Below are 26283 nucleotides of genomic sequence, written 5' to 3' on the forward strand. Positions count from 1 at the left end.
CCTTTCACTACTCAATTAGTGAAAGGGTGGTTGTCCGCGTGGTCGAGTACCGCATCGACCGGCGCTCCGGCGTCGCCACCTACGTCCAGATCGTCCAGCAGACCAAGCAGGCCCTCCGACTGGGCCTGCTGGAGCCGGGAGACAAGCTGCCCACCGCGCGCGAGGTGGTCGAGGCCACCGCCATCAACCCCAACACCGTCCTGAAGGCCTACCGGGAGCTGGAACGCGAGGGCCTGGTCGAGGCCCGCCGCGGCCTCGGGACCTTCGTACGACGCTCACTGGGCACCGCGCCGGCCGAGTCCCCCCTGCACGGGGAGCTGGACGCCTGGGCCGCCCGGGCCCGCGCGGCCGGCCTGGACCGCGAGGACGTGGCCGCGCTCTTCACCGCCGTACTCGACAGACATTTCTCGGACCAGCACAGCCAGGGGGACCTCTCATGACGGACACGGACGGCTTCGCCCTCGTGGCGGACGCCGTGGGCAAGCATTTCGGCGGGCTTCTGCGGCCCGGCCGCTGGGCCCTGCGCGGCTGCGACCTCCGGCTGCCCACGGGCCGCGTGTGCGCCCTCGTCGGGCCCAACGGGGCGGGCAAGTCCACCCTGCTCGCCCTCGCCGCCGGACTGGCGGTGCCGACCGAGGGCACGGTCACCGTCCTCGGCACGGATCCCGCCTCTGCGCGCACCCGCATCGGCTACGTCGCGCAGGACAAGCCGCTGTACCCGCAGCTCACGATCGCCGCGACGCTCCGCCTGGGCGCCGACCTCAACCCCGAGCGCTGGGACGCGCGCACCGCCGAGCGGATCGTGGCCGACGGCGGCCTCGACCCGAAGGCGAGGGTCCGCGCGCTCTCCGGCGGGCAGCGCACCCGGGTCGCCCTTGCCCTCGCCCTGGCCAAGCGGCCCGAACTGCTGCTCCTGGACGAGCCGATGGCCGACCTCGACCCGCTGGCCCGGCACGAGCTCATGGGCGTGCTGATGTCCCAGGCCGCGCAGTTCGGCACGACGATCGTGATGTCCTCGCACGTGGTCGCCGAGCTCGAGGGCTCCTGCGACCACCTGCTCCTCCTCGGCGGCGGCCGCGTCCGGCTCGCGGGCGAGACGGACGACCTGCTGGCGGCACACCTGCGCGTGTCCGGCCCCGCGCGAACGGCCCTCGACGGGCACACCGTCGTCGAGTCCCGCACCACCGGCCGCCAGCTCAGCGCCCTGATCCGCCCGGCGGGCCCGCTCCCGCAGGACCTGCGCACGAGCACCCCCGCCCTGGAGGAGCTGGTCCTGTCCTACCTGCGCAACCCCGAGGCACTCGAGACCACTTCGGCCGAGCCCGAGAAGGCCGCGCTGTGAACGCGCCGACGCTGCCGGGCCTGCCCCGGACGGTCCTGCGGCTGCACCGCCCGGCGCTGATCGTGTGGTCCGCCTTCGTCGCCGCCCTGACCGGCTGGCTGGTCTGGCTGAACACGGTGACGTCGAGGGCGGGCGAACGGGAACGCCTCTACTGCGACCACCACGAGACCTGCAACATCCTGCACTGGCTGGACTACGGCCAGCGCACGGCCCTGGTGGCCGCATTCGTCTGCTACAGCTTCCTCGGCGTCGCCGCCTGGGCGGCCGCTGCCCTGATCGGCCGTGAACTGGAGTCCGGTACGGCCCGGTTGGCGTGGACGCAGGGCGTCTCCCCCGTCCGTTGGCTCGCCGCCCAGCTCGCCGTGCCCGCGCTGCTGCTGACGCTCGGCTCCACCGCGCTGGTCCTGGTCTACCGCCGGGGCTGGAACGCCCACCCCGCGCTCCGGGACGGCGCCTGGACCTCCGCCGCCACCTTCGTGGCCCGCGGCCCCGCGGCCGTGGCCTACGCCCTGTGCGCCCTGGCCGTCGGCACCCTCGCCGCGTTCCTGCTGCGCCGCGCCCTGCCCGCGCTCGGCGTCTCCGTCGCCGCGATGGGGGCGCTGGTCTTCCTCATGGAACGCCTGCGCCCGCACCTGTGGCCGACGGTCACCCGGGTCACGGCGACCGAGGGCCTGCTGCCCCGGCACGCCTGGCAGACGGGCGCCGGGACGATCCGGGACGGCCACCGCGTCCCGTACCACGGCCTCTCGCCGTGCGAGGGCAACCCCGCCCAGGTCAAGAGTTGCGCCGACAGGCTCGGCATCGACGGCTACTACCTCACCTACCACCCCCAGTCCCACTACTGGCCGCTCCACCTCGTGGAGAGCGGCATCGTGCTGGCCGTCGCCGCCCTCGCCGCCGTACTCGCCTTCCGCCACCTGCCCCGCGGCGGGCGGCCCGTCCGGAAGGGATCCCCCGCATGACCGCGCTCGCCCCCGGCGCGACCGCCGGGACACCGGCCACCACGGGCAGCCGCGGCCTGCCGGCCGTGCTGCTCCGGCTGCACCGCCCGGCCCTGGTCGTATGGGCCGTCGTGGCCGTGCTGACCTCGGCCCTGCTGCTGTGGGTCCATGGCCCCGGCCAGGACGCGGCGCACGCCGACTGGCTGCGGTACTGCGCCGGCCAGGTGGGCTGCGTGTGGAGCGACGGGATCGCGGACTACGACCGCGCCCGCACGCTCGCCGAGACCGTCATGGCCGTGCTCCCGCTGCCGGTCGCGGCCTGGGCGGGCGCCGCCCTGACCGGCCGCGAACTGGAGTCCGGGACCGCGCGGCTGGCCTGGACCCAGGGCGTGAGCCCGACCCGCTGGCTCGCCGCGAAGCTCACGCTGCCCGCCGCGCTGCTCACCACCGGCTCCGCGCTCCTGGTCGGGCTGCACCACCTGGTGGCCACGGCACCCCCGTTCCCGTACGACTGGACCCGGCACAGCCGGCTCCTGCCCGGCGACGGCGTCCTCGCCCTGACCGGCCCTCTCCTCGGACTCGCCGTCGGCGCCCTCGCCGGCCTGGTGCTGCGCCGGTCCCTGCCCGCGGCGGCCGTCGCCGTCGCGGCCACGCAAGCGGTCCTCGCCGCGACCGGCATCCTGCGCGACCGGCACCCCGCGCCCCACCCCTGGCTGCTGCGGACCCTCGAGAGCGGCCTCTTCCTCACCGTCACCGCGGCCGCCGTGGGCGTCGCCTTCCCGCTGCTGCGCCGCCGGACCGGATGAGGCATCCGATCGCGTACGTCCTTCCACGGGGGGATGGACGTACGTATCCTCGGGGCGGCTCCCCGCGTTGCCCCGCGCCGGCCCGGCCGGTGCGTGACACACGGGAGCCGCCCCCGAATATCCCGCACGCCATGTCGCCGTAACCAACGGTTCAGACAGTCTTGCGACGCTCGGCCAATGACGCCCTCCGTACCCACACCTTCGCCGCCCCCCGAGGGGCCCGCGGGGATCGGGGACGCCTTCCGTTCCGTGCCTGCGCTCCCGCCCGCTGCTTCCGACGCGCCTGTATCGCCCGGGGCGCGGAAGAATGGGTTCATGAGCCAGCCAGAAACCGCCCAGGCACAGGTCCAGCACGCGCAGCCCTCCGTGGGCTCCATAGCCGCGCACCGCCCGCACACCGTGGCGGCCGTGGTCTCCGACCTGGAACCCGACATCGACGCCGACCTCGATGGGTACGAGGAGTCGCCGTTCGACGGGCCGCAGCTGCCGCAGGGACGTTTCCTTGACCGGGAGCGCAGCTGGCTCGCCTTCAACGAGCGGGTCCTCGAACTCGCCGAGGACCCCAACACCCCGCTCCTCGAACGTGCCAACTTCCTCGCGATCTTCGCCAGCAACCTGGACGAGTTCTTCATGGTCCGGGTGGCCGGACTGAAGCGCCGCATCGCCACCGGCGTCGCCACCCGTTCGGCCTCCGGCCTGCAGCCGCGCGAGGTCCTGGAGATGATCTGGGCCCGCTCCCGCGAGCTGATGGCCCGGCACGCCGCCTGCTACCACGAGGACGTCGCCCCGGCGCTCGCCGAGGAGGGCATCCACCTGGTCCGGTGGAGCGAGCTGACGGAGAAGGAGCAGGCACGCCTGTTCACCCTGTTCCGGCACCAGATCTTCCCGGTCCTGACCCCACTGGCGGTCGACCCCGCGCACCCCTTCCCCTACATCTCGGGCCTCTCCCTGAACCTGGCCGTGGTCGTCCGCAACCCGGTCACCGGCCACCGCCACTTCGCCCGGGTGAAGGTGCCGCCGCTGCTGTCCCGCTTCCTGGAGAGCTCCCCCGGCCGCTACGTCCCCATCGAGGACGTCATCGCCGCCCATCTGGAAGAGCTGTTCCCGGGCATGGAGGTCCTGGAGCACCACGCCTTCCGGCTGACCAGGAACGAGGACCTGGAGGTCGAGGAGGACGACGCCGAGAACCTCCTGCAGGCCCTGGAGAAGGAGCTCATGCGGCGCCGCTTCGGGCCGCCGGTGCGCCTGGAGGTCGAGGAGTCCATCGACCGCGAGGTGCTGGACCTGCTCGTGCGCGAGCTGAAGATCTCCGAGGCCGAGGTGTACCCGCTGCCCGGCCCCCTGGACCTCACCGGCCTCTTCCGCGTCGCCTCCCTGGACCGGCCCGAGCTCAAGTACAAGAAGTTCATCGCCGGCGTCCACCGCGACCTCGCCGAGGTCGAGTCGGCCTCCGCGCCCGACATATTCGCCGCCCTGCGCAGCCGTGACGTCCTGCTGCACCACCCGTACGACTCCTTCTCCACCTCCGTGCAGGCGTTTTTGGAGCAGGCGGCCAACGACCCGGACGTCCTCGCGATCAAGCAGACCCTGTACCGCACCTCCGGCGACTCCCCCATAGTCGACGCGCTCATCGACGCCGCCGAGTCCGGCAAGCAGGTCCTCGTCCTGGTCGAGATCAAGGCCCGCTTCGACGAGCACGCCAACATCAAGTGGGCGCGCAAGCTGGAGGAGGCCGGCTGCCACGTCGTGTACGGCCTGGTGGGCCTCAAGACCCACTGCAAGCTGTCCCTCGTGGTCCGCCAGGAGGGCGACACGCTGCGCCGTTACAGCCACGTCGGCACGGGCAACTACCACCCCAAGACCGCCCGGCTGTACGAGGACCTCGGCCTGCTCACCGCCGACCCCCAGGTGGGCGCCGACCTGTCCGACCTCTTCAACCGCCTCTCCGGCTACTCGCGCCGGGAGACCTACCGCCGCCTGCTGGTGGCCCCCAAGTCCCTGCGCGACGGCCTGATCGCCCGGATCAACAAGGAGGTCCAGCACCACCGTGCCGGACGCCCCGCGTTCATCCGCATCAAGGTCAACTCGATGGTGGACGAGGCCCTCATCGACGCGCTGTACCGGGCCTCGCAGGCCGGAGTCCCGATCGACGTCTGGGTCCGCGGCATCTGCGCGGTCCGCCCGGGCGTCACGGGCCTGTCGGACAACATCCGGGTCCGCTCGATCCTCGGCCGCTTCCTCGAGCACTCCCGCGTCTTCGCCTTCGGCAACGGCGGCGAACCGGAAGTGTGGATCGGCAGCGCCGACATGATGCACCGCAACCTCGACCGCCGTATCGAGGCCCTGGTCAGGGTCACCGACCCGGCCCACCGCGCAGCCCTGAACCGGCTGTTGGAGACCGGCATGTCCGCCAACACGGCGTCCTGGCACCTCGGCCCGGACGGCGAGTGGATCCGGCACGCCACCGACGCGGACGGCCAACCCCTGCGAAACGTCCAGGAGATGCTCATAGACGCCCGGAGGCGCCGGCGTGGCACAGCAACACCTTGACCCGACGGACCCCACGGCCGGGCCCGCCCCCACAGGTGAGGCCCTCGCGGGCTACCTGCGGGCCCAGGCCACGGAGTTCCTCCGAGCCCTGCGCCAGTACCGGGAGACCGGGACGGCGCCGGGCACCGCCGAGGGTTCCGTCGAGGCGACGCGCGCCCTGCGCCGCTCGGTCCGCCGCATCAGCGCCAGCCTGCACACCTACCGGCCGCTGCTGGACGCCGACTGGTCGGAGGTACTGCGGCCCGAACTGGCCTGGTTGTCGGGCACGTTGTCGATGGAGCACGCCTACGCGGCCCGCCTGGAGCGGCTGCTGCTGGCCCTGCAGAGGCTGTCGGGGGCGGCCGTCTTCCCCGCCCAGACCGGCGTGGCGACGGGCGGCCGGGTCCCCGAGGCAATCCAGGTGAAAGCGGCACACGTGACCGCGGGCCCCCCTTCCCCCGCGCCGGACCGCGGCAACCTGACGGTCGGCGCGGCCAAGGCGGGCGCCCTGCTCGAACGCCAGCTCACCCTCGCCAGGACCCGCGCCCACAGCACCGCCCTCCAGGCCCTGGGCTCCTCCCGCTTCCACGCCGTCGCGGACAAGGTCGCCGTCCTGGCCAGCGAGGTCCCCCTCACCCCCACCGCCCCCACGGCGGACCTGCGCCCCCTGGCGGCCGCCGCCGAGGAACGCCTCGCCGACGCCGTCACCGCCCTCCCGCTCGTCACCGCGGGCCACCCCTACAACGCGGCGGCCCTCATCCACGGCCTGTCCCCCGACCCGGCGCCCCACCCCCAGGACGCCCCCTGGCACCAGGTCCGCCTCCTGCTGCGCCTGCACCGTTACGCCCGCGAGGCCCTCTACGGCGACAAGGCCTCCCTCGACGTGCGCCTCCTCACCGCCGGCCAGGCCCTGCACCGCCACCGCGACGCCTCCGAGGCGGCGGCAGCGGCCGCGTCGGCGGCCCGCACCCCCCGGATCGCCCCGGCCACCGCATACGCCCTCGGCGTGCTCCACGCCGACCAGCGCCACGAGGTCGAGGCGGCCCGGTTCGCCTTCCAACAGTGCTGGCAGAAACAGGTGGTGAGCAGGTGACAGCGCCCCCGGAGAACGACGGCAGCGTCGTCCAGGCGGCCGGCTGCGTCCTGTGGCGCCGCTCCCCGGTCGACGGCGACCTGGAGGTGTGCCTCGTGCACCGGCCGAAGTACGACGACTGGTCCCACCCCAAGGGCAAGCTCAAGCGGGACGAGGACCATCTCGCGGGCGCCCTGCGCGAGGTGGCCGAGGAGACCGGCTACGCGGCACGGCCCGGCGCCGAGTTGTCGACCGTCCGCTACTTCGCCCAGAACCGGCCCAAGCAGGTCCGCTACTGGGCGGCCGAGGCGACCTCGGGCGGCTTCACGCCCACCGACGAGGTCGACCGCATCCTGTGGCTGTCCCCCGCCGCCGCCCGCAGCCGGCTGACCCAGCACCGCGACCGCGGCCTGGTCGACGAACTGCTGACGACCCTGCGTCACGCCTGAGGACCCAGGTGCCCCGCGGCGTCCGTGCGGGCCTGACTGCGTGCTCTGCGGGCGGGCCCGCGCCATCCGCACACGCACCGGGCGAAACAGAATCGGCCCTGCTCGACGGTCGTCGTCCGGTGTTCCTCCTGCGCCACACCGCCAACGTTACCCGGGCCGGGTAAAGCGTCCGTACGAGCGTGACGGCTGCCGTCCACCCGTCGTTGAACGCAGCGACAGGGGACCCGTGACGGACGTACCCGCTTGGGGGGTAGGCAGCCGATGACCCAGCAACAGCGCAGATGGCGCGGGGCAGTTGCCGCGGGGGTCGCGGTCTGCCTCGGCTGTCTCGGCGCCTCCGGCTGCTCCGGCGGCGCGGTCGCCGAGGACGCCCGCTCCGCCGACCCCGTCCCCCTGCTGCGGCAGGCCGGCGAGCATCTGGTCGAGGCGGGCACTTCCAAGGTCACGACGTCGATGGAGATGGCCACCGGCGGCACCCGCGTCACCATCCGCGGCCAGGGCGTGTACGACTACGGCAGGCGGCTGGGCCGTCTGAAGGTGACCCTGCCGCAGGACCCGGCGGGCACCAACGAGCACCGCCCCCTCATCGAACTCCTCGCTCCCGGCGCCCTGTTCATGAAGAACCGCGGCGCCGGTGTCCCCGCCGACAAGTGGGTCCGGGTCGACACGGCCGGGCTGTCCGACGGCAATCTGGTCACCGGCGGCGCCACCGACCCGTTCACCGCGGCGGAGTTGCTGCGCGGCACGCGCACGGCCGCCTATCTCGGCCGCACCGACCTGGCGGGCACCGAGGTGCGCCACTACCGCGGCACCGCCGACCTCGCGCTCGCCTCCAAGGGCGCGCCGCAGGGCGTACGGGAATCCCTGGCGGCGGCGGCGAAAGGGTTCGCCAGCGCCGAGGTCCCGTTCGACGTCTACCTCGACGACCAGGGCCGCATCCGCAAGATCAGGCACCGGTTCGGCTTCGTGGGCGGCGCGGCCCGAGGCACTGTCGCGGTCGCCTCGACGACGCTGCTGTACGGCTTCGGGGCCCCCGTCGACGTACGCCTGCCGGCGTCCGCGGACATCTACACGGGGCGGATCGCCGAGCACTAGACCCGTGTCCCGGCACCCGCCCTGAGGATGAGTGAAGGGCGTCAAGAACTAGCCCTTCCGTGCCATGCGCGGTGTGTAGACCGCTCCCTACTCTAGGAAGTCGGTAACGGCAGAGATGAGGTGATGCACGTGGCTCCGGTCGGCGGTACGGCAGTTCAGGACCACGTGGCCCTCGCCGAGATCGAGCTGTGCGGAGAACTGATCATCGCGGCCTCGGCCGCGGACGAGCGGCTCAGCCTGGAGAGCATCGACGAGGTGCTGAAAGTGGCCGAGGAGCGCGACGCCTCCGGCGGCTGAGCCGGAGCCCCCGACGTGGGCGGTGTCACGTGCGCAGCATCCGGGCGATGGCCTTGGTCGCCTCGTCCACCTTCGCGTCGATCTCGTCACCGCCCCTGAGGGCCGCGTCGGCGACGCAGTGCCGCAGGTGCTCCTCCAGCAGCTGCAGCGCGAAGGACTGCAGCGCCTTGGTGGAGGCGGACACCTGCGTGAGTATGTCGATGCAGTAGACGTCCTCGTCGACCATGCGCTGCAGGCCACGGATCTGGCCCTCGATCCGGCGCAGCCGCTTGAGGTGCTCGTCCTTCTGCTTGTGGTAGCCGTGCGTGGCGTGCTGCGTGCTCTGCGTACCGCTCTCGGAGGGCGCCGTCGCGCCGGACTCGGTGGTCGTCATCGCGTCCTCCTGCAAGACATGCGGACAGATACCCCAGGTGGGTATATGGTACCGAACTTTGCTGGGTATAGGGCCCTTGGCCATTGCCGTGGAAACGGGCCGTCCCTGGCCCCCGTGCCGACCACCCTGCCTGATGGGCGACACTGGGGGACGGCCCATTAGCCGTGGCCGGATGATGCACTTAGCATCAGCCTGACCGAAACCGATGCACCCCGAGGACCCCTTGTGCGCTTTCGTCTGACCCCCAGGGAGACGAGCTTCTACGACATGTTCGCCGCCTCCGCGGACAACATCGTCACGGGCTCGAAGCTCCTGATGGAACTGCTCGGGGCGGACACCTCCGCCCGGGCCGAGATCGCAGAGCGTATGCGGGCCGCGGAACACGCAGGTGACGACGCCACGCACGCGATCTTCCACCAGCTGAACTCCTCCTTCATCACGCCGTTCGACCGCGAGGACATCTACTCCCTCGCCGGGTCCCTGGACGACATCATGGACTTCATGGAGGAGGCCGTCGACCTGGTCGTCCTCTACAACGTGGAGGAGCTGCCCAAGGGCGTCGAGCAGCAGATCGAGGTGCTGGCGCGGGCGGCGGAGCTGACCGCCGAGGCCATGCCCAACCTGCGCACGATGGACAACCTCACCGAGTACTGGATCGAGGTCAACCGGCTCGAGAACCAGGCGGACCAGATCCACCGCAAGCTGCTCGCGCACCTCTTCAACGGCAAGTACGACGCGATCGAGGTGCTCAAGCTCAAGCAGATCGTGGACGTACTGGAGGAGGCGGCGGACGCGTTCGAGCACGTGGCGAACACGGTGGAGACCATCGCCGTCAAGGAGTCCTGAGCCCTTCATGGACACCTTCGCTCTGGTCGTGACCATCGCGGTCGCGCTCTTCTTCACGTACACCAACGGCTTCCACGACTCGGCGAACGCGATCGCGACGTCCGTCTCGACCCGGGCGCTGACCCCGCGGGCGGCTCTGGCCATGGCCGCGGTGATGAACATGGCGGGCGCCTTCCTGGGCTCCGGCGTCGCCAAGACCGTCAGCGAGGGCCTGATCGCCACGCCGGAGGGCTCGACGGGGATGGCGATCCTCTTCTCGGGCCTCGTGGGCGCCATCTGCTGGAACCTCATCACCTGGTACTACGGCCTGCCCTCCTCCTCCTCGCACGCTCTGTTCGGCGGCCTGGTGGGTGCCGCGCTGGCCGGCGGCACGGCCGTCCACTGGAACGGCGTCCTCGACAAGGTCGTCATCCCGATGTTCCTGTCGCCGGTCGTCGGCCTGATCGTCGGCTACCTGGTGATGCTGGCCATCCTGTGGCTCTTCCGCCGGTCCAACCCGCACAAGACCAAGCGCGGTTTCCGCATAGCCCAGACCGTCTCCGCGGCCGGCATGGCACTCGGCCACGGTCTCCAGGACGCCCAGAAGACGATGGGCGTGGTCGTGATGGCACTGGTGATTTCCGGTCACATGACCTTCAGCGACCCGATCCCGGTCTGGGTGAAGGTCGTCTGCGCGCTGATGCTGTCACTGGGCACCTACGCCGGCGGCTGGCGCATCATGCGCACCCTCGGCCGCAAGATCATCGAACTGGATCCCCCGCAGGGCTTCGCCGCGGAGACCACGGGCGCCTCGATCATGTTCACCTCGGCCTACCTCTTCAAGGCCCCCATCTCCACCACCCACGTGATCACCTCCGCGATCATGGGCGTGGGCGCGACCAAGCGCGTCAAGGCCGTCCGCTGGGGCGTCGCCAAGAACATCGTCCTGGGCTGGTTCATCACGATGCCATCGGCGGCCCTGATGGCCGCGGGCGCGTTCGAACTGGTGGACCTGGCGTTCCTGTAGGAATCGCCTCCCGCACGACGACGGGCCCGCCCCCGGGAGCCGGGGGCGGGCCCTTCATCGTCCTCGCGGTGGCACCGCCATGCAGCACCGCGAGGGGTATGGGGGATCAGCCGAAGCGGCCGGAGATGTAGTCCTCCGTCGCCTGGACCGAGGGGTTGGAGAAGATCCGCTCCGTGTCGTCGATCTCGATCAGCTTGCCGGGCTGCCCGACCGCCGCGAGGTTGAAGAACGCCGTACGGTCCGAGACACGCGCCGCCTGCTGCATGTTGTGCGTCACGATGACGATCGTGAAGCGCTCCTTGAGGTCACCGATCAGGTCCTCGATGGCGAGGGTGGAAATCGGGTCGAGGGCGGAGCAGGGCTCGTCCATCAGCAGCACGTTCGGCTCGACCGCGATCGCGCGGGCGATGCACAGACGCTGCTGCTGACCGCCGGAGAGGCCCGAACCCGGCTTGTTGAGCCGGTCCTTGACCTCGTTCCAGAGGTTCGCGCCCTTCAGCGACTTCTCCACGATGTCGCCGAGCTCGCTCTTCTTGTAGTTGCCGTTCAGCCGCAGCCCCGCCGCCACGTTGTCGAAGATCGACATGGTCGGGAACGGGTTGGGCCGCTGGAAGACCATGCCGACCTCGCGGCGCACGGCCACCGGGTCGATCCCCGGCCCGTACAGGTCCTCGTCGTCCAGCAGGACCTTGCCCTCGACCCGGCCGCCCGAGGTGACCTCGTGCATCCGGTTCAGGGTGCGCAGGAACGTCGACTTGCCGCAGCCGGAGGGGCCGATGAAGGCCGTCACCGAGCGCGGCTCGACCGTCATCGAGATGTCTTCGATCGCCTTGTGGGAGCCGTAGAAGGCGGTCAGCCCGCTTACGTCGATTCGCTTGGCCATTGTTACGTCACTTCCAGTCAGTCGCTGAGGGGGCCGCGGTCAGCGACCGGTCTTCGGGGCCTTCCAGCGCGCGATCGCGCGGGCCACCAGGTTGAGGATCATCACGAAGGCGATCAGGGTGAGCGATGCCGCCCAGGCCCGGTCGTACGCGTAGTCGTTGCCGGCGGCGTACTGCTGGTAGACGTACAGCGGCAGTGACTGCTGAGGCCCCTCGAAGGGGTTGTTGTTGATGAACCGGTTTCCGAACACCAACAGCAGCACGGGAGCCGTCTCGCCCGCGATGCGCGCGATGGCCAGCATGATGCCGGTCGTGATGCCGCCGATGGAGGTCGGCAGGACCACCTTGAGGATGGTGCGCCACTTCGGCACGCCCAGTGCCAGCGACGCCTCCCGCAGCTCGTTCGGGACGAGCTTGAGCATCTCCTCCGTGGACCGCACGACCACCGGCATCATCAGGATGGCCAGGGCCAGCGAGCCGGCGAAGCCGAACGGCTGCATGTCGAAGCTCAGCATCAGCGACAGGATGAACAGACCCGCGACGATCGACGGGACGCCCGTCATGACGTCGACGAAGAAGGTGACCGCCTGGGCGAGCCGGCCACGGCCGTACTCCACCAGGTAGATGGCGGTCAGCACCCCGATCGGCGCCGCGATCAGCGTGGCGAGGCCGACCTGCTCCAGACTGCCGATGATGGCGTGGTAGATGCCACCGCCCGGCTGGGAGTCGGCGACGAGGCCCATCGAGTGGCTCAGGAAGTAGACGTCGAGGACCTTCACACCGCGGACGACGGTCGTCCAGACCAGGGAGATCAGCGGCACGAGGGCGACCAGGAAGGCGACCCAGACCAGAGCGGTCGCGATACGGTCCTTGGCCTGCCGACGGCCCTCGACCTTGGCGGCGATGCCGTAGGTGGCGACGAGGAAGAGCAGACCGGAGATCAGGCCCCACTGGACCTTGGTGAGCCCGGCACCCGCCCCGACGGCGACGGCCACGGCCACGGAGCCGACGGCGATCGCCCACGGCGACCACTTCGGCAGACTGGCGCCGCGCAGGGTGCTGGGGCGCTTCTCGGCGATGGCGGCGTTGCTCATGCGTTGGCCCCCGAGTACTCCTTGCGGCGGGCGATGATCATGCGGGCCGCGCCGTTGACCAACAGGGTGATGACGAACAGGACCAGACCCGAGGCGATCAGGGCGTCCCGGCCGAACTCGGTCGCCTCGCTGAACTTGCTGGCGATGTTCTGCGCGAAGGTGCCGCCGCCCGGGTTGAGCAGGCTGCCGTGGATCAGGAAGTCGGGGGACAGGACGGTGGCCACGGCCATCGTCTCGCCGAGCGCGCGGCCGAGGCCGAGCATCGAGGCGGAGATCACCCCGGAGCGGCCGAAGGGCAGGACGGCCATGCGGATGACCTCCCAGCGCGTGGCGCCGAGGGCCAGGGCCGCCTCCTCGATCATCTGCGGGGCCTGGCGGAAGACCTCGCGGCTCACGTTGGTGATGATCGGCAGGATCATGATCGCGAGCAGGATGCCCACGGTGAGCAGCGAGCGCGGGGCGCCCTGGTCCCAGGAGAAGATCCCGGTCCAGCCGAAGAAGTCGTTGAGCCAGCCGAACAGGCCGGTCAGATGCGGTACGAGGATCAGCGCGCCCCACAGGCCGTACACGATGGACGGCACGGCGGCGAGCAGGTCGACCACGTACGCGATGGGACCGCTCAGCCGGCGCGGGGCGTAGTGGGTGAGGAACAGCGCGATGGCCACCGCGACCGGGACCGCGAGGACCATGGCGATGATCGAGGAGACCACCGTGCCGAAGGCCAGGACCGCGATGCCGAAGCTGGGCGGCGTGACGTTGGTGTTCCACTCGAAGGTGGTGAGGAAGTTGCCGTGGTTCTCGCTGAGCGCGAGGGACGCGCGGTAGGTGAGGAAGACCGCGATCGCGGCCATGATCACCAACAGGAAGATGCCCGACCCACGGGACAGACCGAGGAAGATCCGGTCTCCGGGTCGGGTCGCGCCGCGGGCGTTGCGCTTCAGCTCGGCCTCGGTCGGCTGCGGGACGGGGGGTGGGGCGTCGGTTATCTGTGTTGATGTGTCCATCGGGTTCTCCGGTCTGCGGAACCGCATCCTGTGCGGTTCTGCGAAGCCGTACGACGGGTACGGCTCGTGGCGGCGGTGCACCGGACGGTGCGGTCCGGTCCCGGATCAGGTCCGGGACCGGACCACACACTCAGATCAGCTCAGGCCCTCGATGGTGGTGCGGACCTTGGCGATGATGTCGGCGGGGATGGGGGCGTACTTCAGGCCGGAGAGAACGTTCTGGCCGTCCTCGGAGGCGATGTAGCGCAGGAACGCCTTGGTCGCCGGGAGGGTGTCGGACTTGTTGCCCTTGTCGCAGACGATCTCGTACGTCACCAGGGTGATCGGGTAGGCGCCGTCGGCCTTGGTGTTGTAGTTCAGCTGGAGCGACAGGTCCTTGCCCGTGCCCACGACCTTGGCGTCGGCGATCGCCTTGGAGGCCGAGTCGCTGCTCGGGGCGACCGGCGCGCTGGCACCGGTGTTGATGCTGACGGCGTTGACGCCGTCGGCGACGTAGGACAGCTCGAAGTAGCCGATGGAGCCGTTGGTCTGCTTGACCTGGGCGGCGACACCGGAGGACTGGGCGGCGGCCTGGCCACCCTTGGCCTGCCAGGCCTTGCCACCGGAGTAGGGCCAGTCGCTCTTGGCGGTGGCGATCAGGTACTTGGTGAAGTTGTCCGTGGTGCCGGACTCGTCCGAGCGGTGGAAGGCCTGGATCTTCAGGTGCGGAAGCTTCGCGGAGGGGTTCAGCTTCTTGATGGCCGCGTCGTCCCAGAAGATGATCTTGCTGTTGAAGATCTTCGCCAGGGTCGGGGCGTCCAGGACCAGGTTGCTCACGCCGGACAGGTTGTAGCCGACCGCGATCGGGCCGCCGACCATCGGCAGGTCGATGCCCTGGCCGCCGGAGCAGACCTTCTTGGAGGCGGTGACCTCTTCGGGCTTCAGCGCCGAGTCGGAGCCGGCGAACGCCAGCTGGCCCTGGGTGAAGGAGGTGACACCGGCGCCGGAGCCGCCCGCCTTGTAGTTGATCTGCACACCGCAGGCCTTGGAGAACTGGGCCACCCAGGCGTCGATCGCGTTCTTCTGCGCGGAGGAGCCGTCGGACAGCAGCTGGCCCTTGGCGTCGTCGCACTTGATGGAGCTGGCGCCCGTCGTGGCCGAAGCGCTGCTGCCACCGCTGCCCGAGCTGGTGTCGTCCGAGCCGCACGCCGTGAGGACCAGGGCGCCGGAAGCGGCGAGGGCACCGAGGGCGAGGGCCCGCCGGTTCATGCGCTGAAGCTTCACTGTGAAAGAGTTCCTTCCGGGAGCCGCCGTCCTGAATCCGGCGGCGTGCGAGGGTTGCGAAGTCTCGGTGACACGGACCGCCTCTGCGAGGCATGACCGCATCTCGTAGGGCCGAAATTAGGCAGATCAGGTGAAGGCGCCGATGGCCACAAATGAACGCGAGGTGAACCCCTGCAGACGTTGTGGTTAGGTCACGGAATGCTCACGGGGAGGGCACGTGGAGGTCCCGGCCCCACGGTGACACAGCGGTGACACTCCCGGTGGAACGCACGGACACGGCGAGCCGTCTCGTTCCCCGAGAGCCAACGGGAGGCAGGACATGGAACGGCGTGCATTCATAGGCGGCGGCGCGGCCGCGATATCCGGCGTGGCCCTGGCGGCGTGCAAGGGCACCGGAACAGCGGGCGCCACCTCCTCGGACGCCACCCCAGCCACGGCCACCGGCTCGTCCGGTACGACGGTGATGTCGGCCTCCGCCGCGAACTGGAGCGCCCTCGCCCGCGACCTCGACGGCACGCTGGTGCGCCCGGGAGACGCCAAGTGGGCCACCGCGCACCAGCTGTACAACACCCGCTTCGACGGCCTGAAGCCGGCGGCGGTCGCCTATGTCACACACACGGACGACATCCGGACAACCCTCTCCTATGCCCGCGCCCACGGCCTCAAGGTCGCCATCCGCAACGGCGGCCACTCCTACGCGGGCTGGTCCTCGGGCAACGGCAAGCTGATCCTCGACGTCTCCCGGCTGAACGGCATCCGCGTCGGCGGCGGCGAGGCCGTCGTGGGCGCCGGCTCCAAACTGATCGACGTCTACCGCGGCCTGACGGCCAAGGGCGTGACGATCCCGGCCGGCTCCTGCCCCACGGTCGGCGTCTCGGGCCTGGTCCTCGGCGGCGGCCACGGCGTGGTCTCCCGGGCGTACGGCCTGACCTGCGACAGCCTCACGCAGGCGACGCTGATCACGGCCGACGGCAAGCAGCTGACCGCGAACGCGAGCGAGAACAAGGACCTGTTCTGGGCCCTGCGCGGCGCGGGCAACGGCAACTTCGGCGTCGTGACGGAACTGCGCTTCAAAACCCACCCGGCCCCGCAGGCGGTGTCGGCGTACGTCACCTGGCCCTGGTCGAAGGCGGCCGCCGTGCTGCGGGCCTGGCAGGAGTGGGGCCCGGACCAGCCGGACGAGATCTGGTCCTCCTGCCACCTGGAGAACGGCGGCTCCCCCAGCGTCTCCGTGGCCGCCTTCTCCCTCGGCACCTACGGCGAACTCCAGAACGCCCTGGACCGCCTGGCCTCGAAGGTGGGGTCCGCGGCCCGCGGCGTCACGCTCCGGCGGCACTCCTACGAGGGCGCGATGGAGGCCTACGCGGGCTGCTCGTCCTTCCCCACCGCCGCCCAGTGCCACCTTCCCGGCTCCACGCCGGGCCGCAGCCCGCAGGGCGCGTTGGGCCGCGAGACCTACGCGGCCCGTTCGGACTTCTTCGACCGCTCGATCTCCTCGGCGGGCATCCAGACCCTGCTGAGGCAGATCTCCTCGGTCCAGGGCGGCGCGGGCAGCATCGCGCTGACGGCCCTCGGCGGCGCGGTCAACCGCGTCTCCCCCACGGCCACCGCCTTCGTGCACCGGCGCAGCCGCATGCTGGCCCAGTACATAGCCTCCTGGCGCCCGGGCACGACGGGCACCGCGGCCCAGTCCTGGCTCACCCACGCCCACGACGCGATGAAGCCCTACGCCTCCGGCGCGGCCTACCAGAACTACACGGACCCGACCCTGACGAACTGGCGCAAGGCCTACTACGGCGACGCGGCGGCCAAGCTGGCGACCCTGAAGAAGCAGTACGACCCGAACCGCTTCTTCACCTACCCGCAGGCGCTGTAGGAGCCCCGCGGGCCTACGCCGCCAGGTCGCGTTCCTCGGACTCGACGTCCTTGCGGGTGCCGGGGAGCACGGTGTCCCGGCCCGTTCCGGGCCGGCGCCGGCTGCGGACGACCCAGCCGCCCCAGGAGGACCCCTCGACGGCCTTCATCAGCGGCGTGAGCAGGGCCATGGCCAGCGGCGACAGCAGCAGGGCCACCGCCGTCCCGAGCGCGAACCCGCCGACGACGTCGGTCGGGTAGTGCACGCCCATGTAGACACGGCAGAACCCTTCGAGCAGCGCCAGCGCGATCCCGGCGATGCCGAACTTCCGGTTGGCGACGAACAGCCCGACCCCGATGGCCATGGTGATCGTCGCGTGGTCGCTCACGAACGAGTAGTCGGTCTTGCCGGACACCAGGACATCGAGCCCCTGGTGTTCCAGGAACGGCCGTGGCCGCTCGACGAAACCCCTTATCGGCACGTTCACCAGTACCGCGAGCCCGGCGGCGATCGGCGTCCATACCAGCGCGGCCACGGAGGAGGCCGCGTCCTCGGCGCCGCGCCGCCGCACCGACCACCAGCACCACAGCACGAGCAGCACCATGGCCAGCAGCAGCCCGTACTCGCCGACGAACTCCATGCCCCGGTCGAACCAGTGCGGGGCGTCCTTGGCCAGCCCGTTGATGTCGTAGAGCAGGTCGACGTCGGGGTTCGACCCGGATTCAGCGAGTCCAGCCATCGTGCCGCGGCCCCTTCGTCGTTGCTTCGGGCACTCGCGTGCGCCACTACGTCAACAGGAACGCACGGTCCCGCTTACTACGTTCCACACTCCACCGAATGATCACGCAGACGTTATCGAAGAGAGACCCGTTGCCGCAGCTCAGGGGGTGGTTTCACGCTCGGTTCACACCGTCGTCGGCAACGCTTTCGCGCCATCTTCGGTGACCCGGGTTGCCCCGAAGTACTCGGAAGTGTCGATCGGGTCGAACCGGATCACGGCGCCCGTTCGCGGCGCATCGATCATGTACCCACCGCCGACATAAATGCCGACATGGTGGATGGCCCGGGAGTCGGTCGGATCCTTCGAGAAGAACACGAGGTCCCCGGGCAGAAGCTCGGCGCGCTTGGGGTGCGGTCCGGCGTTGTACTGGTCGTTGGCCACCCGCGGGAGGGTGACGCCGACGCTCTCGTACGCCGCCTTCGTCAGCCCCGAGCAGTCGAAACGCCCGCCGTCCGCGGCGGTGCCGTTGCCGCCCCACAGGTAGGGCGTGCCCAGCTTCTTCTGCGCGTAGTAGATCGCTCCGGCCGCCTGCTTGCTGGGGTCGACCCGGGTGACGGGCGCCGCGAAGCTCTCCTCCAGCGTGGTGATCGTCTTGACGTAGTTCCGGGTCTCCCGGTACGGCGGCACGCCCCCGTACTTGATCACCGCGTAGGCGCCGGCGTTGTACGACGCGAGCATGTTTTCGGTCAGATTCCCGGGTACGTCCTTCACGTACGAGGCGAGTTTGCAGTCGTACGACGCGGCGGACGGGATGGCGTCCTGCGGATCCCACACGTCCTTCCTGCCGTCGCCGTTGCCGTCGATACCGTGCGTGGCCCAGGTCCCGGGGATGAACTGCGCTATCCCCTCGGCCGCGGCCCCGCTCCTGGCGTTCGGGTTGAACCCGCTCTCCTGGTACAGCTGGGCGGCGAGCAGCGCCGGGTTGATGGCGGAGCACAGGTTGCCCCACTTCTGCACGATGGCCGCGTAGGCGGCGGGCACCGAGCCCTTGGCGAGCGCCTTGGTCCCCCCGCCGACCCCGTTGAGGATGTTCCCGGCGACCAGGTAGACGCCCACGACGAGCAGCATCACGAAGGCCAGGGCGGAGCCGACGGCGGCCGTCGCGATGATCCAAGCCTTACGCACCGTCAACCGCCCCTCGCCGCCCGGGAGTCGTAGCCCAGGTCAGTGTAGGGGCGTGCGCTGCGTTCCGGAATGATCACGCGGGGTCTTCGACCCCATTGGTCTCACGGATCGGCCGTGGCGTCCCGGTAGAGCTCGGCGGCCTCGGTCCCCAGCACCACGCTGTAGGAGACGTCGTCGGTGGAGCCGCCCTCCTCGTGCCCGCCCAGCACCCCGACGACCTGTCCGTCCCCGTTCACCCAGGGACTGCCGCTGGTACCGCCGCTGAGGGCGGGACACTCGATCCGCTGCTGCGTGGGGCTGTGCGCGGTCGGCTTGTTGGTGCAGCTGACCGGCACCTCACGGGAGTTGGGATATCCGTTGACGGTGACGGCCGTGGCCCCGGTGGCCGTACCGGCGGCGAACCGGTTGCCCCCGACGACGTCCTCGACGCCCTTTCCGTCCCTCGACTCCACCACGGCGAACGCGACGTCGCTGTCCTCGTCCTGCCCCTTGGCCCATCCGTCGGGCAGGAACCGCTTGTGCACGCTCCACACCCCGTACGGGGCCTTCCCGTCCCGGTACCCGGGCACGAATATCAAGTCGCCGTCCCCGTCCAGGCAGTGCGCGGCGGTGACGATCAGGTCGCGGCCCGGGCTGTGCACCACGGAGGCGGTGCAGAAGTGCCCGCCGGCGAGCTTGCCGGCCCGATCGGCCCCGAAGAGGGCCCCGACTCGCTCGGTGGGTCCGCCGGCCGCCGCGACGGCGGTGACGCCGAACGGCCCGGGCCCGTCGTCGGCGGCCGCCAGAGAGGCGGAGGTGACGGCCGGCACGAGCAGCACGACGGCCGCGAACAGGGGGCGGGAGACCCGCCTGCCAATGCGTGAGGTGCGCTTCATCGGCAACCACTGTGGCCGACGAAGGTGAGAAAAGAGTCTGCCGTTCACCGAGATATCTCCGTGAACGGCGGCTTCCGGGGCGGGACGCTCGACGACACGGCCATGACATCCACGGTACGGCGGCCCCGCCGACCCCGCCTCCCCGCCCGCGCGACCCACGCGCTCACCGGCCCGGTCAACGCGCGTCAAGCTGTGGGTTTGAGTACGTGGGGTCTCCTCGGCCGGGCACGAAGAGGGCGGGGTCACGGCGGCCGCCCGTGACCCGTCCTCCCGTTCTCAGTACCATGCCCCGGCAGCACATCCGGTACATGACACCCACGGGGGAACCACATGAAGCGCACGCTCGCGGTCCTGCTCACCGTCGCCGCACTCACCGCACCGCTGGCGGGCTGCAGCAAGTCGAAGCCCGTCACCGGCACGGTCGTCAGCAAGGACACCGACCACGAGTGCAAGACGAAGAAGAAGGGCAAGAAGAGGACCCGCAGCTGCCACACCGAGTACGAACTGACGGTCCGCACGAAGGCCGGCAAGGAGGAAGAGGTGGACGTCAGCAGCGGCGCGTACAGCCTCTGTGCCGAGGGCCTCAACTACCCGAAGTGCACCAAGCACTAGCGGTCGCGCACCGGCCTCTCCCCATGCAACTCCCTTGAATGTCCTGTGAGTTGAGTAAAAGGCCGAAACAGGTTCGGTAATCCGGAAGTCAGAATTCCACAAGCCTCTTGTTGTCGCGTACTCAACAAGCGATGGTCGTCGCGGGCCGCCGCCCTCCGCCGGGGAATCCGTACCGGCGGATCGCACCCGCACCGCCCCTGTTCCACCCCACCCAGGAACATCAGGAGGCTGCACGATGCGTTCCACTCCCCCCAACAGACCTGTGCGCACAGGCCTGCGCCGCGCCGGAACCGCCGCGGCCGCGGCCGCCGCGCTCGTCTTCGCCGGCTTCGGCACCGCCGTCCAGGCCGACGCGGCCACCGTCTCGTCGAAGGTGACCTGGACGGCCACCCCCTGCGCCACTCCGAAGCACAAGGGCGAACTGGCCTGCGACTCCTACCGCGTGACCGGCGGCCTCACCGCCTTCCAGAAGCAGCAGGCGGCGAGGACCGGCGTCACACCCCAGGCCGCCGACGCCGCCACACCCTCCGGCTACGGCCCCACGAACCTCCAGTCGGCCTACGGCCTCACCTCCGCCGCCGCCTCCAACGGCTCCGGCGAGACCATCGCCATCGTCGACGCGTACAACGACCCGAACGCCGAGTCCGACCTCGCCACCTACCGCTCGTACTACGGTCTTCCCGCCTGCACCACCGCCAACGGCTGCTTCAAGAAGGTCGGCCAGACCGGCTCCACGACCTCGCTGCCCTCCAGCGACGCCGGCTGGTCCGAGGAGATCTCCCTCGACCTCGACATGGCCTCCGCCGTCTGCCCGAAGTGCAACATCCTCCTCGTCGAGGCCACCAGCGCCACCATGGCCAACCTCGGCAAGGCGGTGAACGAGGCCGTCGCCCTCGGCGCGAAGTACGTCTCCAACAGCTACGGCGGCAGCGAGTCCTCGTCCGACACCTCGTACGACTCCTCGTACTTCAACCACCCCGGCGTCGCCATCACCGTCTCCGCCGGCGACAGCGGCTACGGCGCCGAATACCCGGCCGCCTCCCGCTACGTCACCTCCGTCGGCGGTACGGCCCTGAAGACCTCCTCCACCACCCGCGGCTGGACCGAGACCGTCTGGAAGACCTCCAGCACCGAGGGCACCGGCTCCGGCTGCTCCTCCTACGACACCAAGCCGAGCTGGCAGACCGACACCGGCTGCGCCAAGCGCACGATCTCGGACGTCTCGGCCGTCGCCGACCCCGCCACCGGCGTCTCGGTCTACGACTCCTACGGCGTCACCGCCGGCTGGTACACCTTCGGCGGTACGAGCGCCTCCGCGCCCATCATCGCCGCCGTCTACGCCCTCGCCGGCACCCCGTCGTCCTCGTCCTACCCGGCCTCCTTCCCCTACACGAAGGCCGGCACCTCCGCTTTGAACGACGTGACCAGCGGCAACAACGGCAGCTGCACCACCGCCTACCTGTGCACCGCCCAGTCGGGCTACGACGGCCCGACCGGCTGGGGCACCCCGGAGGGAGTCTCCGCCTTCACGGGCTGACTCTCCGTCACCAGCGAGCGAGCCGCGGCCGGTATGGGTCGCGGCTCGTCCGCGTGCGCGGGTTACCCTTCACCCGGAGAACATCGGCGCGACCACTCACCCGACCAGCCGTCAGAACCGGCCCAGGTCACAGAAGGGGTCAACGACTGAACCACACACAGGTTCCGCTCAGGCCTCATTGCCCGGCGTGACCTGCCGTGATACACAGAGTGACCGAGCGTGCTTTTCGTACGAAACCCGCCAGGCAATGACGCCAAGTCGACATACGACCGCGGCATTGTCGGCGAGAATGAGCCTGACCTCTGCACACCCGGCAGAGGGAACTGCGGAACTACCCACCAGGGGCGGTGACTTACATGCTCTTTGCGGCCGACAAGGGAGACATCAACACCATCATCGGCGGGATCGCTCCGGACTGGGGCCCCTTCGGCAGCCTGGGCAACGAGGCCAAGGTCATGATCGAGGTCGTCATGGCGGTGGCCATCCTGCTCTGCCTGGGCATCGCGGTCTGGGGCGCGGCCAAGCAGCGCATCGGCGCGACCGCCCTGCGGGACACCTTCAGCGCGGAGCAGGGCAAGGGCCTCATCATCGCCGGCCTCACCGGCGTATTCATCATCGGCTCCCTGGGCACGCTCTTCACCATCGTGTACGGCATGGCCGTCTAGCAGACGTTCCCTCCTCCCCCACCCGCCCGTCGTGCTCCCCGGCCGAGGTTGCGTTTCCCTGATGTCGAGTCACCACACCGCGCCCGCGCGGCATCCAGCACGGCTACCGTCGTATGTCTACGAGGTGGAGAGGGCGTACGCGGCATGAGTCTCGGAGACGAGGGGCAGACCCGGACCCGCCTGCCGGACGGCGGCAGCGACGTGTACGGGGGCGCGCGGCGAGGTGGCCGCGGGTCGTCCCGAAGCCTGGTCACGGTGGTCGGCGTGGTGGTCCTCCTCATCGCCGCGATCGCCTTCGCGAACCGCGGAGGAGACGATTCCTCTTCGAGCGCCGGCACCACGGACAAGCCGAACAGCGCACCGACGACGGCAACCGGGACGAAGCCGGTGCAGGGCAGAACGAACGGAATCCCAGTCGGCTTCGCCCACAACCAGCAGGGGGCGCAGAGCGCGGCGGCGAACTACGCGACGGTACTGGTCTCCGCCGAGATCCTGAAGCCTGCCCGGCGCACCGAGATCGTTCAGCAGGTCTTCGTCGCCAACAAGCAGGCAGCCCTTCAGCAGCAGCTGGGCAAGGCCTACTCCAAGGACTTCCTGAGCAAGATCGGACTGGACCAGAACGGCAACGCGGCCGCGGGCAGCACCTACGTCTCGCGGACCGTGCCCATCGGCACCAAGACCCCGGCCTACTCGGACACCACGGCCACCGCCGAGGTCTGGTGCACCGGGCTGTACGGCACAGCCGGCCAGAACTCGACGAACCCTGTCACCAGCGACTGGTTCACCATGACCCTTCAGCTGCGCTGGACGAACGGCGACTGGAAGGTCGAGAGCTTCTCCCAGAAGGACGGCCCGGCCCCCGTCCCCGGGGACGCCAAGGCGTCCAGCGCCGACGAGATGGCCAAGGCCGTCGAGGAGTACGGAGGCTTCACCTATGCCCGGTAGCCCGCGCCGCGCACTCAAAGTCACCGCCGTCCTCACAGCCGTACAGACCGCGGCCGTCCTGTTGGCCACCCGAGCCGCCGCGGCGCCTTCTCCGTCTCCATCGGCTTCGGACGACAAGTGCGACCTCATCGTCGGCCCCGCCAAGCAGTACTGCGAGCGAGGCAACGGGGACAAGGGCACCACCGGCACCAACACCCCTGGCCTCACCTCGACCCTCGACCCTCTGGCCTCGCTCGCTCAGGGCTGCGCCAAAGCCGCCTCCTGGACCATCGACAAGCTCAGTGAGGCCGTCAAGGAGACCGCGACCGTCGACTTCACGAACCAGAAGTTCCTCCAGCAGTACGCGGTCGTCTTCGCGGCGTCGACGATCCTCACCCTCGTGCTGTGGCTCCTGGCCGTGGCCAAGCGGGCCGTCAGGGGTGTTCCGCTCACGACGGCCATCTCGGAGGCCGTCGGCTTCCTCTGGCTGACGGTCCTGGCGTCGGCGTTCACGCCCCTGATCCTCTACACCGTCGTATCGGCGGCCGACGGCGTCACCGACGTCCTGGCGAAGGCCACCGGCGACCAGACCGACGTGTTCTTCGGCACCTTCTCCGGCGCCCTCAACAAGGGCACCGACATCGGCGGCGGCCCCATCATGCTGATCGTCGTGTCCCTGGTCAGCATCCTCGCCGCCGGCGTCCTCTGGCTGGAGCTGGTCATCAGAGCGGCGCTCCTCTACGTCGGCGCCCTCCTCGGCACCGTCGTCTACGCCGGCCTCGTCGACAAGAACCTCTGGGGCCACGTCCGCCGCTGGGCGGGCATCATGATCGCCGTCATCCTGGTCAAGCCGATCATCGTGATAGTGCTGGGCCTCGCCGGCGCGCTCTCCTCCGCCAACGGCCCCGACTCCTTCTCCGCCGTCGTCTCCGGCCTCGCCATCATCCTGCTGGCCATCTTCGCCAGCGCGATGATCTACCGCTTCGTCCCCGGCTTCGGCGACGAGATCGCCAGCGGCCGCAACAACCGCATCATGCAGGGCGCCGAAGGCAAGGCGGCGGCCGTCATCAGCTCCCCGGCGACCATGGTCGCGCAGGGCATCAAGACCCACAGCACCCGGGCCAACGACAACGGAGGCGGCGGCCAGTCGTCCTCCGGCGGCGGCTCCCGCCCGGCCAACCCGGTCAGCGGTGGCGTGGCCGCCCACAGCACCCGCACCCCGACCGGTGGCGGCGGCGGAACTGTCCCCTCCGCCGCACCCGCACCCCGTTCGGCGAGCCCGGTGAACACCCCGCATGCCAGCACCCGCAACAGCAGTACCAACCGCACGGGAGGTGAAGGGCGTTGACGACCGAGTCCCACCTGTCCCATCCGGTCACGCCCCGCCGTACGTATCTCATCGGCCGCGCCCGGCCGAACGCGATCGTCGGCCGGAACCGCGAGTCCGGCGAGATCGCGCTGATCATCGTGGGCGCGTTCCTCGGCATGATGTGCGGGCTCCTCGTCCCCGTTCTCTCCCTGCGCATCGTGCTGCTGACGGGCTTCCCGCTGCTCGCGCTCGCGGCGGTCTACGTGCCGTACAAGCACCGCACGTTCTACAAGTGGTTCGAGATCAACCGCAGTTACAAGCGCACCCTGAAGCAGGGCACCGTCTACCGCTCCGGCGTCATGGAGGCCGGCACGCGCCTCGACGGCCGCGAGATCGAGATCGGCCCACCGCCGGGCATCGGCCGCATCAACTGGCTCGCCGCCCCCTTCGGGCCCGACGAGATCGCCGTACTGCTGCACGCGGACCGCAGGACCGTCACCGCCGCCATCGAGATCGAGGGCCCCGGCGTCGGCCTGCGCGACTCCGAGGACCAGGAAGCCCTCGTCGACCGCTTCGGCACCCTGCTCAAGCACGTCGCCAACGGCGACGGCTTCGTCACCCGCCTGCAGATGCTCGCCCGCACCCTCCCCGCCGACCCCGACGCCCACGCCAAGGACGTCGCCGTCCGCGGCGACGAGAAGGCCCCGGGCTGGCTGCAGCAGTCGTACGACCAGCTCCAGTCCATGGTGTCGACCAGCAGCGAGCAGCACCGCGCCTACCTGGTCGCCTGCATGCACTACACCCGCGAACTGGCCGCCGAGGCCCAGGCGATGGCCCGGGCGGCCCGCCCGCACAACGGCCGCAAGGTCGACCGGGACGCGGGCCTGGCGGTCGTCATGGCCCGCGAGCTCACGGACATCTGCTCGCGCCTGCAGGAGGCCGACATCCGCGTCCGACAGCCCCTCGGCCAGGGCCGCCTCGCCTCCCTCATCCACTCCATGTACGACCCCGACCACCCCATCGACCACATCCAGGCGATGACCAAGCGCAACGCCTGGCCCGCCGAACTCGACGCCATGGAGCCGACGTACCTCCAGGCGAAGACCCGGGAGTCCTCCACCCGCGCCCCCTGGTGCCACGCCACCGCCTGGGTGAAGGAGTGGCCGATGACCCCGGTGGGCGTCAACTTCCTGGCCCCGCTGCTGGTCCACACCCCGGACGTCATCCGTACGGTCGCCGTCACGATGGACCTCGAACCCACCGAGGTCGCCATCGAACGCATGCTGACGGAGAAGACCAACGACGAGGCGGAGGCGAGCCGCGCCGCCAAGATGAACCGCACCGTCGACCCCCGTGACGTGGCCGCCCACACCCGCCTCGACCAGCGCGGCGAGGACCTCGCCAGCGGCGCCGCCGGCGTCAACCTGGTCGGCTACATCACCGTCTCCTCCCGCTCTCCCGAGGCCCTGGCCCGCGACAAACGGACCATCCGCGCCTCGGCCGGAAAGTCGTACCTGAAGCTGGAGTGGTGCGATCGCGAGCACCACCGTGCCTTCGTGAACACGCTTCCGTTCGCCACCGGCATTCGAAGGTAGGGGCTGA

26 protein-coding genes are annotated in these 26283 nt (G+C 70.3%); 18 read left to right on the top strand and 8 right to left on the bottom strand.

All coding sequences use genetic code 11. The features are described 5' to 3' along the window. The first annotated feature begins 38 nt into the window (after nucleotides 1–38). The 9 genes from FBY22_RS39670 (at nucleotide 39) to FBY22_RS44370 (ending at nucleotide 8531) form a co-directional block, all read left to right on the top strand. On the top strand, nucleotides 39–440 hold the full coding sequence (locus FBY22_RS39670; RefSeq protein ID WP_142153220.1) for a GntR family transcriptional regulator: 402 nt from the start codon (nucleotides 39–41) through the stop codon (nucleotides 438–440). Beyond that, a complete protein-coding gene (locus FBY22_RS39675; protein ID WP_142153222.1) occupies nucleotides 437–1342 on the top strand; it encodes an ABC transporter ATP-binding protein in 906 nt (301 codons plus the stop codon). Before FBY22_RS39670 ends, FBY22_RS39675 begins: the two co-directional genes overlap by 4 nt. Then, nucleotides 1339–2304 (top strand): hypothetical protein, encoded by a 966-nt coding sequence (locus FBY22_RS39680; RefSeq protein WP_142153224.1) that lies wholly within the window; start codon nucleotides 1339–1341, stop codon nucleotides 2302–2304. Before FBY22_RS39675 ends, FBY22_RS39680 begins: the two co-directional genes overlap by 4 nt. After that, complete coding sequence (locus FBY22_RS39685) at nucleotides 2301–3089, top strand: ABC transporter permease (RefSeq protein WP_142153226.1); 789 nt, start codon at nucleotides 2301–2303, stop codon at nucleotides 3087–3089. Before FBY22_RS39680 ends, FBY22_RS39685 begins: the two co-directional genes overlap by 4 nt. Nucleotides 3090–3404: 315 nt before the next feature. Continuing rightward, nucleotides 3405–5639 (top strand): RNA degradosome polyphosphate kinase, encoded by a 2235-nt coding sequence (locus FBY22_RS39690; protein ID WP_174267415.1) that lies wholly within the window; start codon nucleotides 3405–3407, stop codon nucleotides 5637–5639. Next, complete coding sequence (locus FBY22_RS39695; RefSeq protein ID WP_142153230.1) at nucleotides 5620–6711, top strand: CHAD domain-containing protein; 1092 nt, start codon at nucleotides 5620–5622, stop codon at nucleotides 6709–6711. Before FBY22_RS39690 ends, FBY22_RS39695 begins: the two co-directional genes overlap by 20 nt. Beyond that, entirely contained in the window at nucleotides 6708–7139 is a 432-nt protein-coding gene (locus FBY22_RS39700) for an NUDIX hydrolase (RefSeq protein WP_142153232.1), read from the top strand. The genes FBY22_RS39695 and FBY22_RS39700 overlap by 4 nt, the downstream gene beginning before the upstream one ends. Nucleotides 7140–7400: 261 nt before the next feature. Beyond that, the gene (locus FBY22_RS39705; RefSeq protein ID WP_142153234.1) at nucleotides 7401–8234 is read left to right on the top strand and encodes a hypothetical protein; all 834 of its coding nucleotides are present in this window, start codon (nucleotides 7401–7403) and stop codon (nucleotides 8232–8234) included. Between the two features lie 123 nt (nucleotides 8235–8357). Then, nucleotides 8358–8531: a hypothetical protein gene (locus FBY22_RS44370; RefSeq protein WP_174267416.1), complete on the top strand. Its 174-nt coding sequence runs from the start codon at nucleotides 8358–8360 to the stop codon at nucleotides 8529–8531. Nucleotides 8532–8556: 25 nt separating this feature from the next. Here the strand turns inward: FBY22_RS44370 and FBY22_RS39710 are convergent, their stop codons facing one another. Further along, nucleotides 8557–8904, bottom strand: a complete 348-nt coding sequence (locus tag FBY22_RS39710; RefSeq protein WP_142153236.1) for a metal-sensitive transcriptional regulator — start codon at nucleotides 8902–8904, stop codon at nucleotides 8557–8559. A gap of 225 nt (nucleotides 8905–9129) precedes the next feature. On the opposite strand from FBY22_RS39710, the gene FBY22_RS39715 reads away from it, so the two are divergent. Together FBY22_RS39715 and FBY22_RS39720 are read left to right on the top strand one after the other, a co-directional pair. Next, a complete protein-coding gene (locus FBY22_RS39715) occupies nucleotides 9130–9750 on the top strand; it encodes a DUF47 domain-containing protein (protein ID WP_142153238.1) in 621 nt (206 codons plus the stop codon). Nucleotides 9751–9757: 7 nt separating this feature from the next. Further along, complete coding sequence (locus tag FBY22_RS39720; RefSeq protein WP_142153240.1) at nucleotides 9758–10756, top strand: inorganic phosphate transporter; 999 nt, start codon at nucleotides 9758–9760, stop codon at nucleotides 10754–10756. A gap of 106 nt (nucleotides 10757–10862) precedes the next feature. Here the strand turns inward: FBY22_RS39720 and pstB are convergent, their stop codons facing one another. The 4 genes from pstB to pstS all read right to left on the bottom strand — a co-directional run bounded on the left by pstB (nucleotide 10863) and on the right by pstS (nucleotide 14998). Further along, on the bottom strand, nucleotides 10863–11639 hold the full coding sequence (pstB, locus tag FBY22_RS39725; protein ID WP_142153242.1) for a phosphate ABC transporter ATP-binding protein PstB: 777 nt from the start codon (nucleotides 11637–11639) through the stop codon (nucleotides 10863–10865). A gap of 39 nt (nucleotides 11640–11678) precedes the next feature. Next, nucleotides 11679–12731, bottom strand: a complete 1053-nt coding sequence (gene pstA, locus FBY22_RS39730; protein ID WP_142153244.1) for a phosphate ABC transporter permease PstA — start codon at nucleotides 12729–12731, stop codon at nucleotides 11679–11681. After that, the gene (gene pstC / locus FBY22_RS39735; protein ID WP_142153246.1) at nucleotides 12728–13735 is read right to left on the bottom strand and encodes a phosphate ABC transporter permease subunit PstC; all 1008 of its coding nucleotides are present in this window, start codon (nucleotides 13733–13735) and stop codon (nucleotides 12728–12730) included. Before pstC ends, pstA begins: the two co-directional genes overlap by 4 nt. A 135-nt stretch (nucleotides 13736–13870) precedes the next feature. Further along, nucleotides 13871–14998, bottom strand: coding sequence for a phosphate ABC transporter substrate-binding protein PstS (pstS, locus tag FBY22_RS39740; protein ID WP_142153248.1), 1128 nt, complete (start codon nucleotides 14996–14998; stop codon nucleotides 13871–13873). Nucleotides 14999–15317: 319 nt separating this feature from the next. Between pstS and FBY22_RS39745 the strand changes: the two genes are divergently transcribed. Further along, nucleotides 15318–16874, top strand: a complete 1557-nt coding sequence (locus FBY22_RS39745; RefSeq protein ID WP_142153250.1) for an FAD-binding oxidoreductase — start codon at nucleotides 15318–15320, stop codon at nucleotides 16872–16874. 13 nt (nucleotides 16875–16887) lie between these two features. Here FBY22_RS39745 and FBY22_RS39750 read toward each other — a convergent pair whose 3' ends face one another. The 3 genes from FBY22_RS39750 to FBY22_RS39760 form a co-directional block, all read right to left on the bottom strand. Further along, nucleotides 16888–17592, bottom strand: coding sequence for a phosphatase PAP2 family protein (locus tag FBY22_RS39750; protein ID WP_142153252.1), 705 nt, complete (start codon nucleotides 17590–17592; stop codon nucleotides 16888–16890). Nucleotides 17593–17757: 165 nt separating this feature from the next. After that, nucleotides 17758–18765, bottom strand: a complete 1008-nt coding sequence (locus FBY22_RS39755) for a bifunctional lytic transglycosylase/C40 family peptidase (protein WP_174267417.1) — start codon at nucleotides 18763–18765, stop codon at nucleotides 17758–17760. Nucleotides 18766–18860: 95 nt separating this feature from the next. Further along, nucleotides 18861–19634, bottom strand: a complete 774-nt coding sequence (locus FBY22_RS39760; RefSeq protein ID WP_142153256.1) for a trypsin-like peptidase domain-containing protein — start codon at nucleotides 19632–19634, stop codon at nucleotides 18861–18863. 330 nt (nucleotides 19635–19964) lie between these two features. On the opposite strand from FBY22_RS39760, the gene FBY22_RS39765 reads away from it, so the two are divergent. The 6 genes from FBY22_RS39765 to FBY22_RS39790 all read left to right on the top strand — a co-directional run bounded on the left by FBY22_RS39765 (nucleotide 19965) and on the right by FBY22_RS39790 (nucleotide 26276). After that, the gene (locus tag FBY22_RS39765; protein ID WP_142153258.1) at nucleotides 19965–20246 is read left to right on the top strand and encodes a hypothetical protein; all 282 of its coding nucleotides are present in this window, start codon (nucleotides 19965–19967) and stop codon (nucleotides 20244–20246) included. A gap of 235 nt (nucleotides 20247–20481) precedes the next feature. Next, nucleotides 20482–21783 carry a S53 family peptidase gene (locus FBY22_RS39770; RefSeq protein ID WP_142153260.1) on the top strand — a complete coding sequence of 434 codons (1302 nt, stop codon included), beginning with the start codon at nucleotides 20482–20484 and terminating at the stop codon, nucleotides 21781–21783. Nucleotides 21784–22139: 356 nt separating this feature from the next. Continuing rightward, nucleotides 22140–22448 (top strand): hypothetical protein, encoded by a 309-nt coding sequence (locus tag FBY22_RS39775; RefSeq protein ID WP_014673544.1) that lies wholly within the window; start codon nucleotides 22140–22142, stop codon nucleotides 22446–22448. A 144-nt stretch (nucleotides 22449–22592) separates the two neighbouring features. Beyond that, nucleotides 22593–23393, top strand: a complete 801-nt coding sequence (locus tag FBY22_RS39780) for a hypothetical protein (protein ID WP_142153262.1) — start codon at nucleotides 22593–22595, stop codon at nucleotides 23391–23393. Next, nucleotides 23383–24720, top strand: coding sequence for a hypothetical protein (locus tag FBY22_RS39785; RefSeq protein WP_142153264.1), 1338 nt, complete (start codon nucleotides 23383–23385; stop codon nucleotides 24718–24720). Before FBY22_RS39780 ends, FBY22_RS39785 begins: the two co-directional genes overlap by 11 nt. After that, a complete protein-coding gene (locus FBY22_RS39790) occupies nucleotides 24717–26276 on the top strand; it encodes an SCO6880 family protein (protein ID WP_142153266.1) in 1560 nt (519 codons plus the stop codon). Before FBY22_RS39785 ends, FBY22_RS39790 begins: the two co-directional genes overlap by 4 nt. The last annotated feature ends 7 nt before the right edge of the window (nucleotides 26277–26283 follow it).

This window comes from Streptomyces sp. SLBN-31 (assembly GCF_006715395.1).
Classification (GTDB): Bacteria; Actinomycetota; Actinomycetes; order Streptomycetales; family Streptomycetaceae; genus Streptomyces.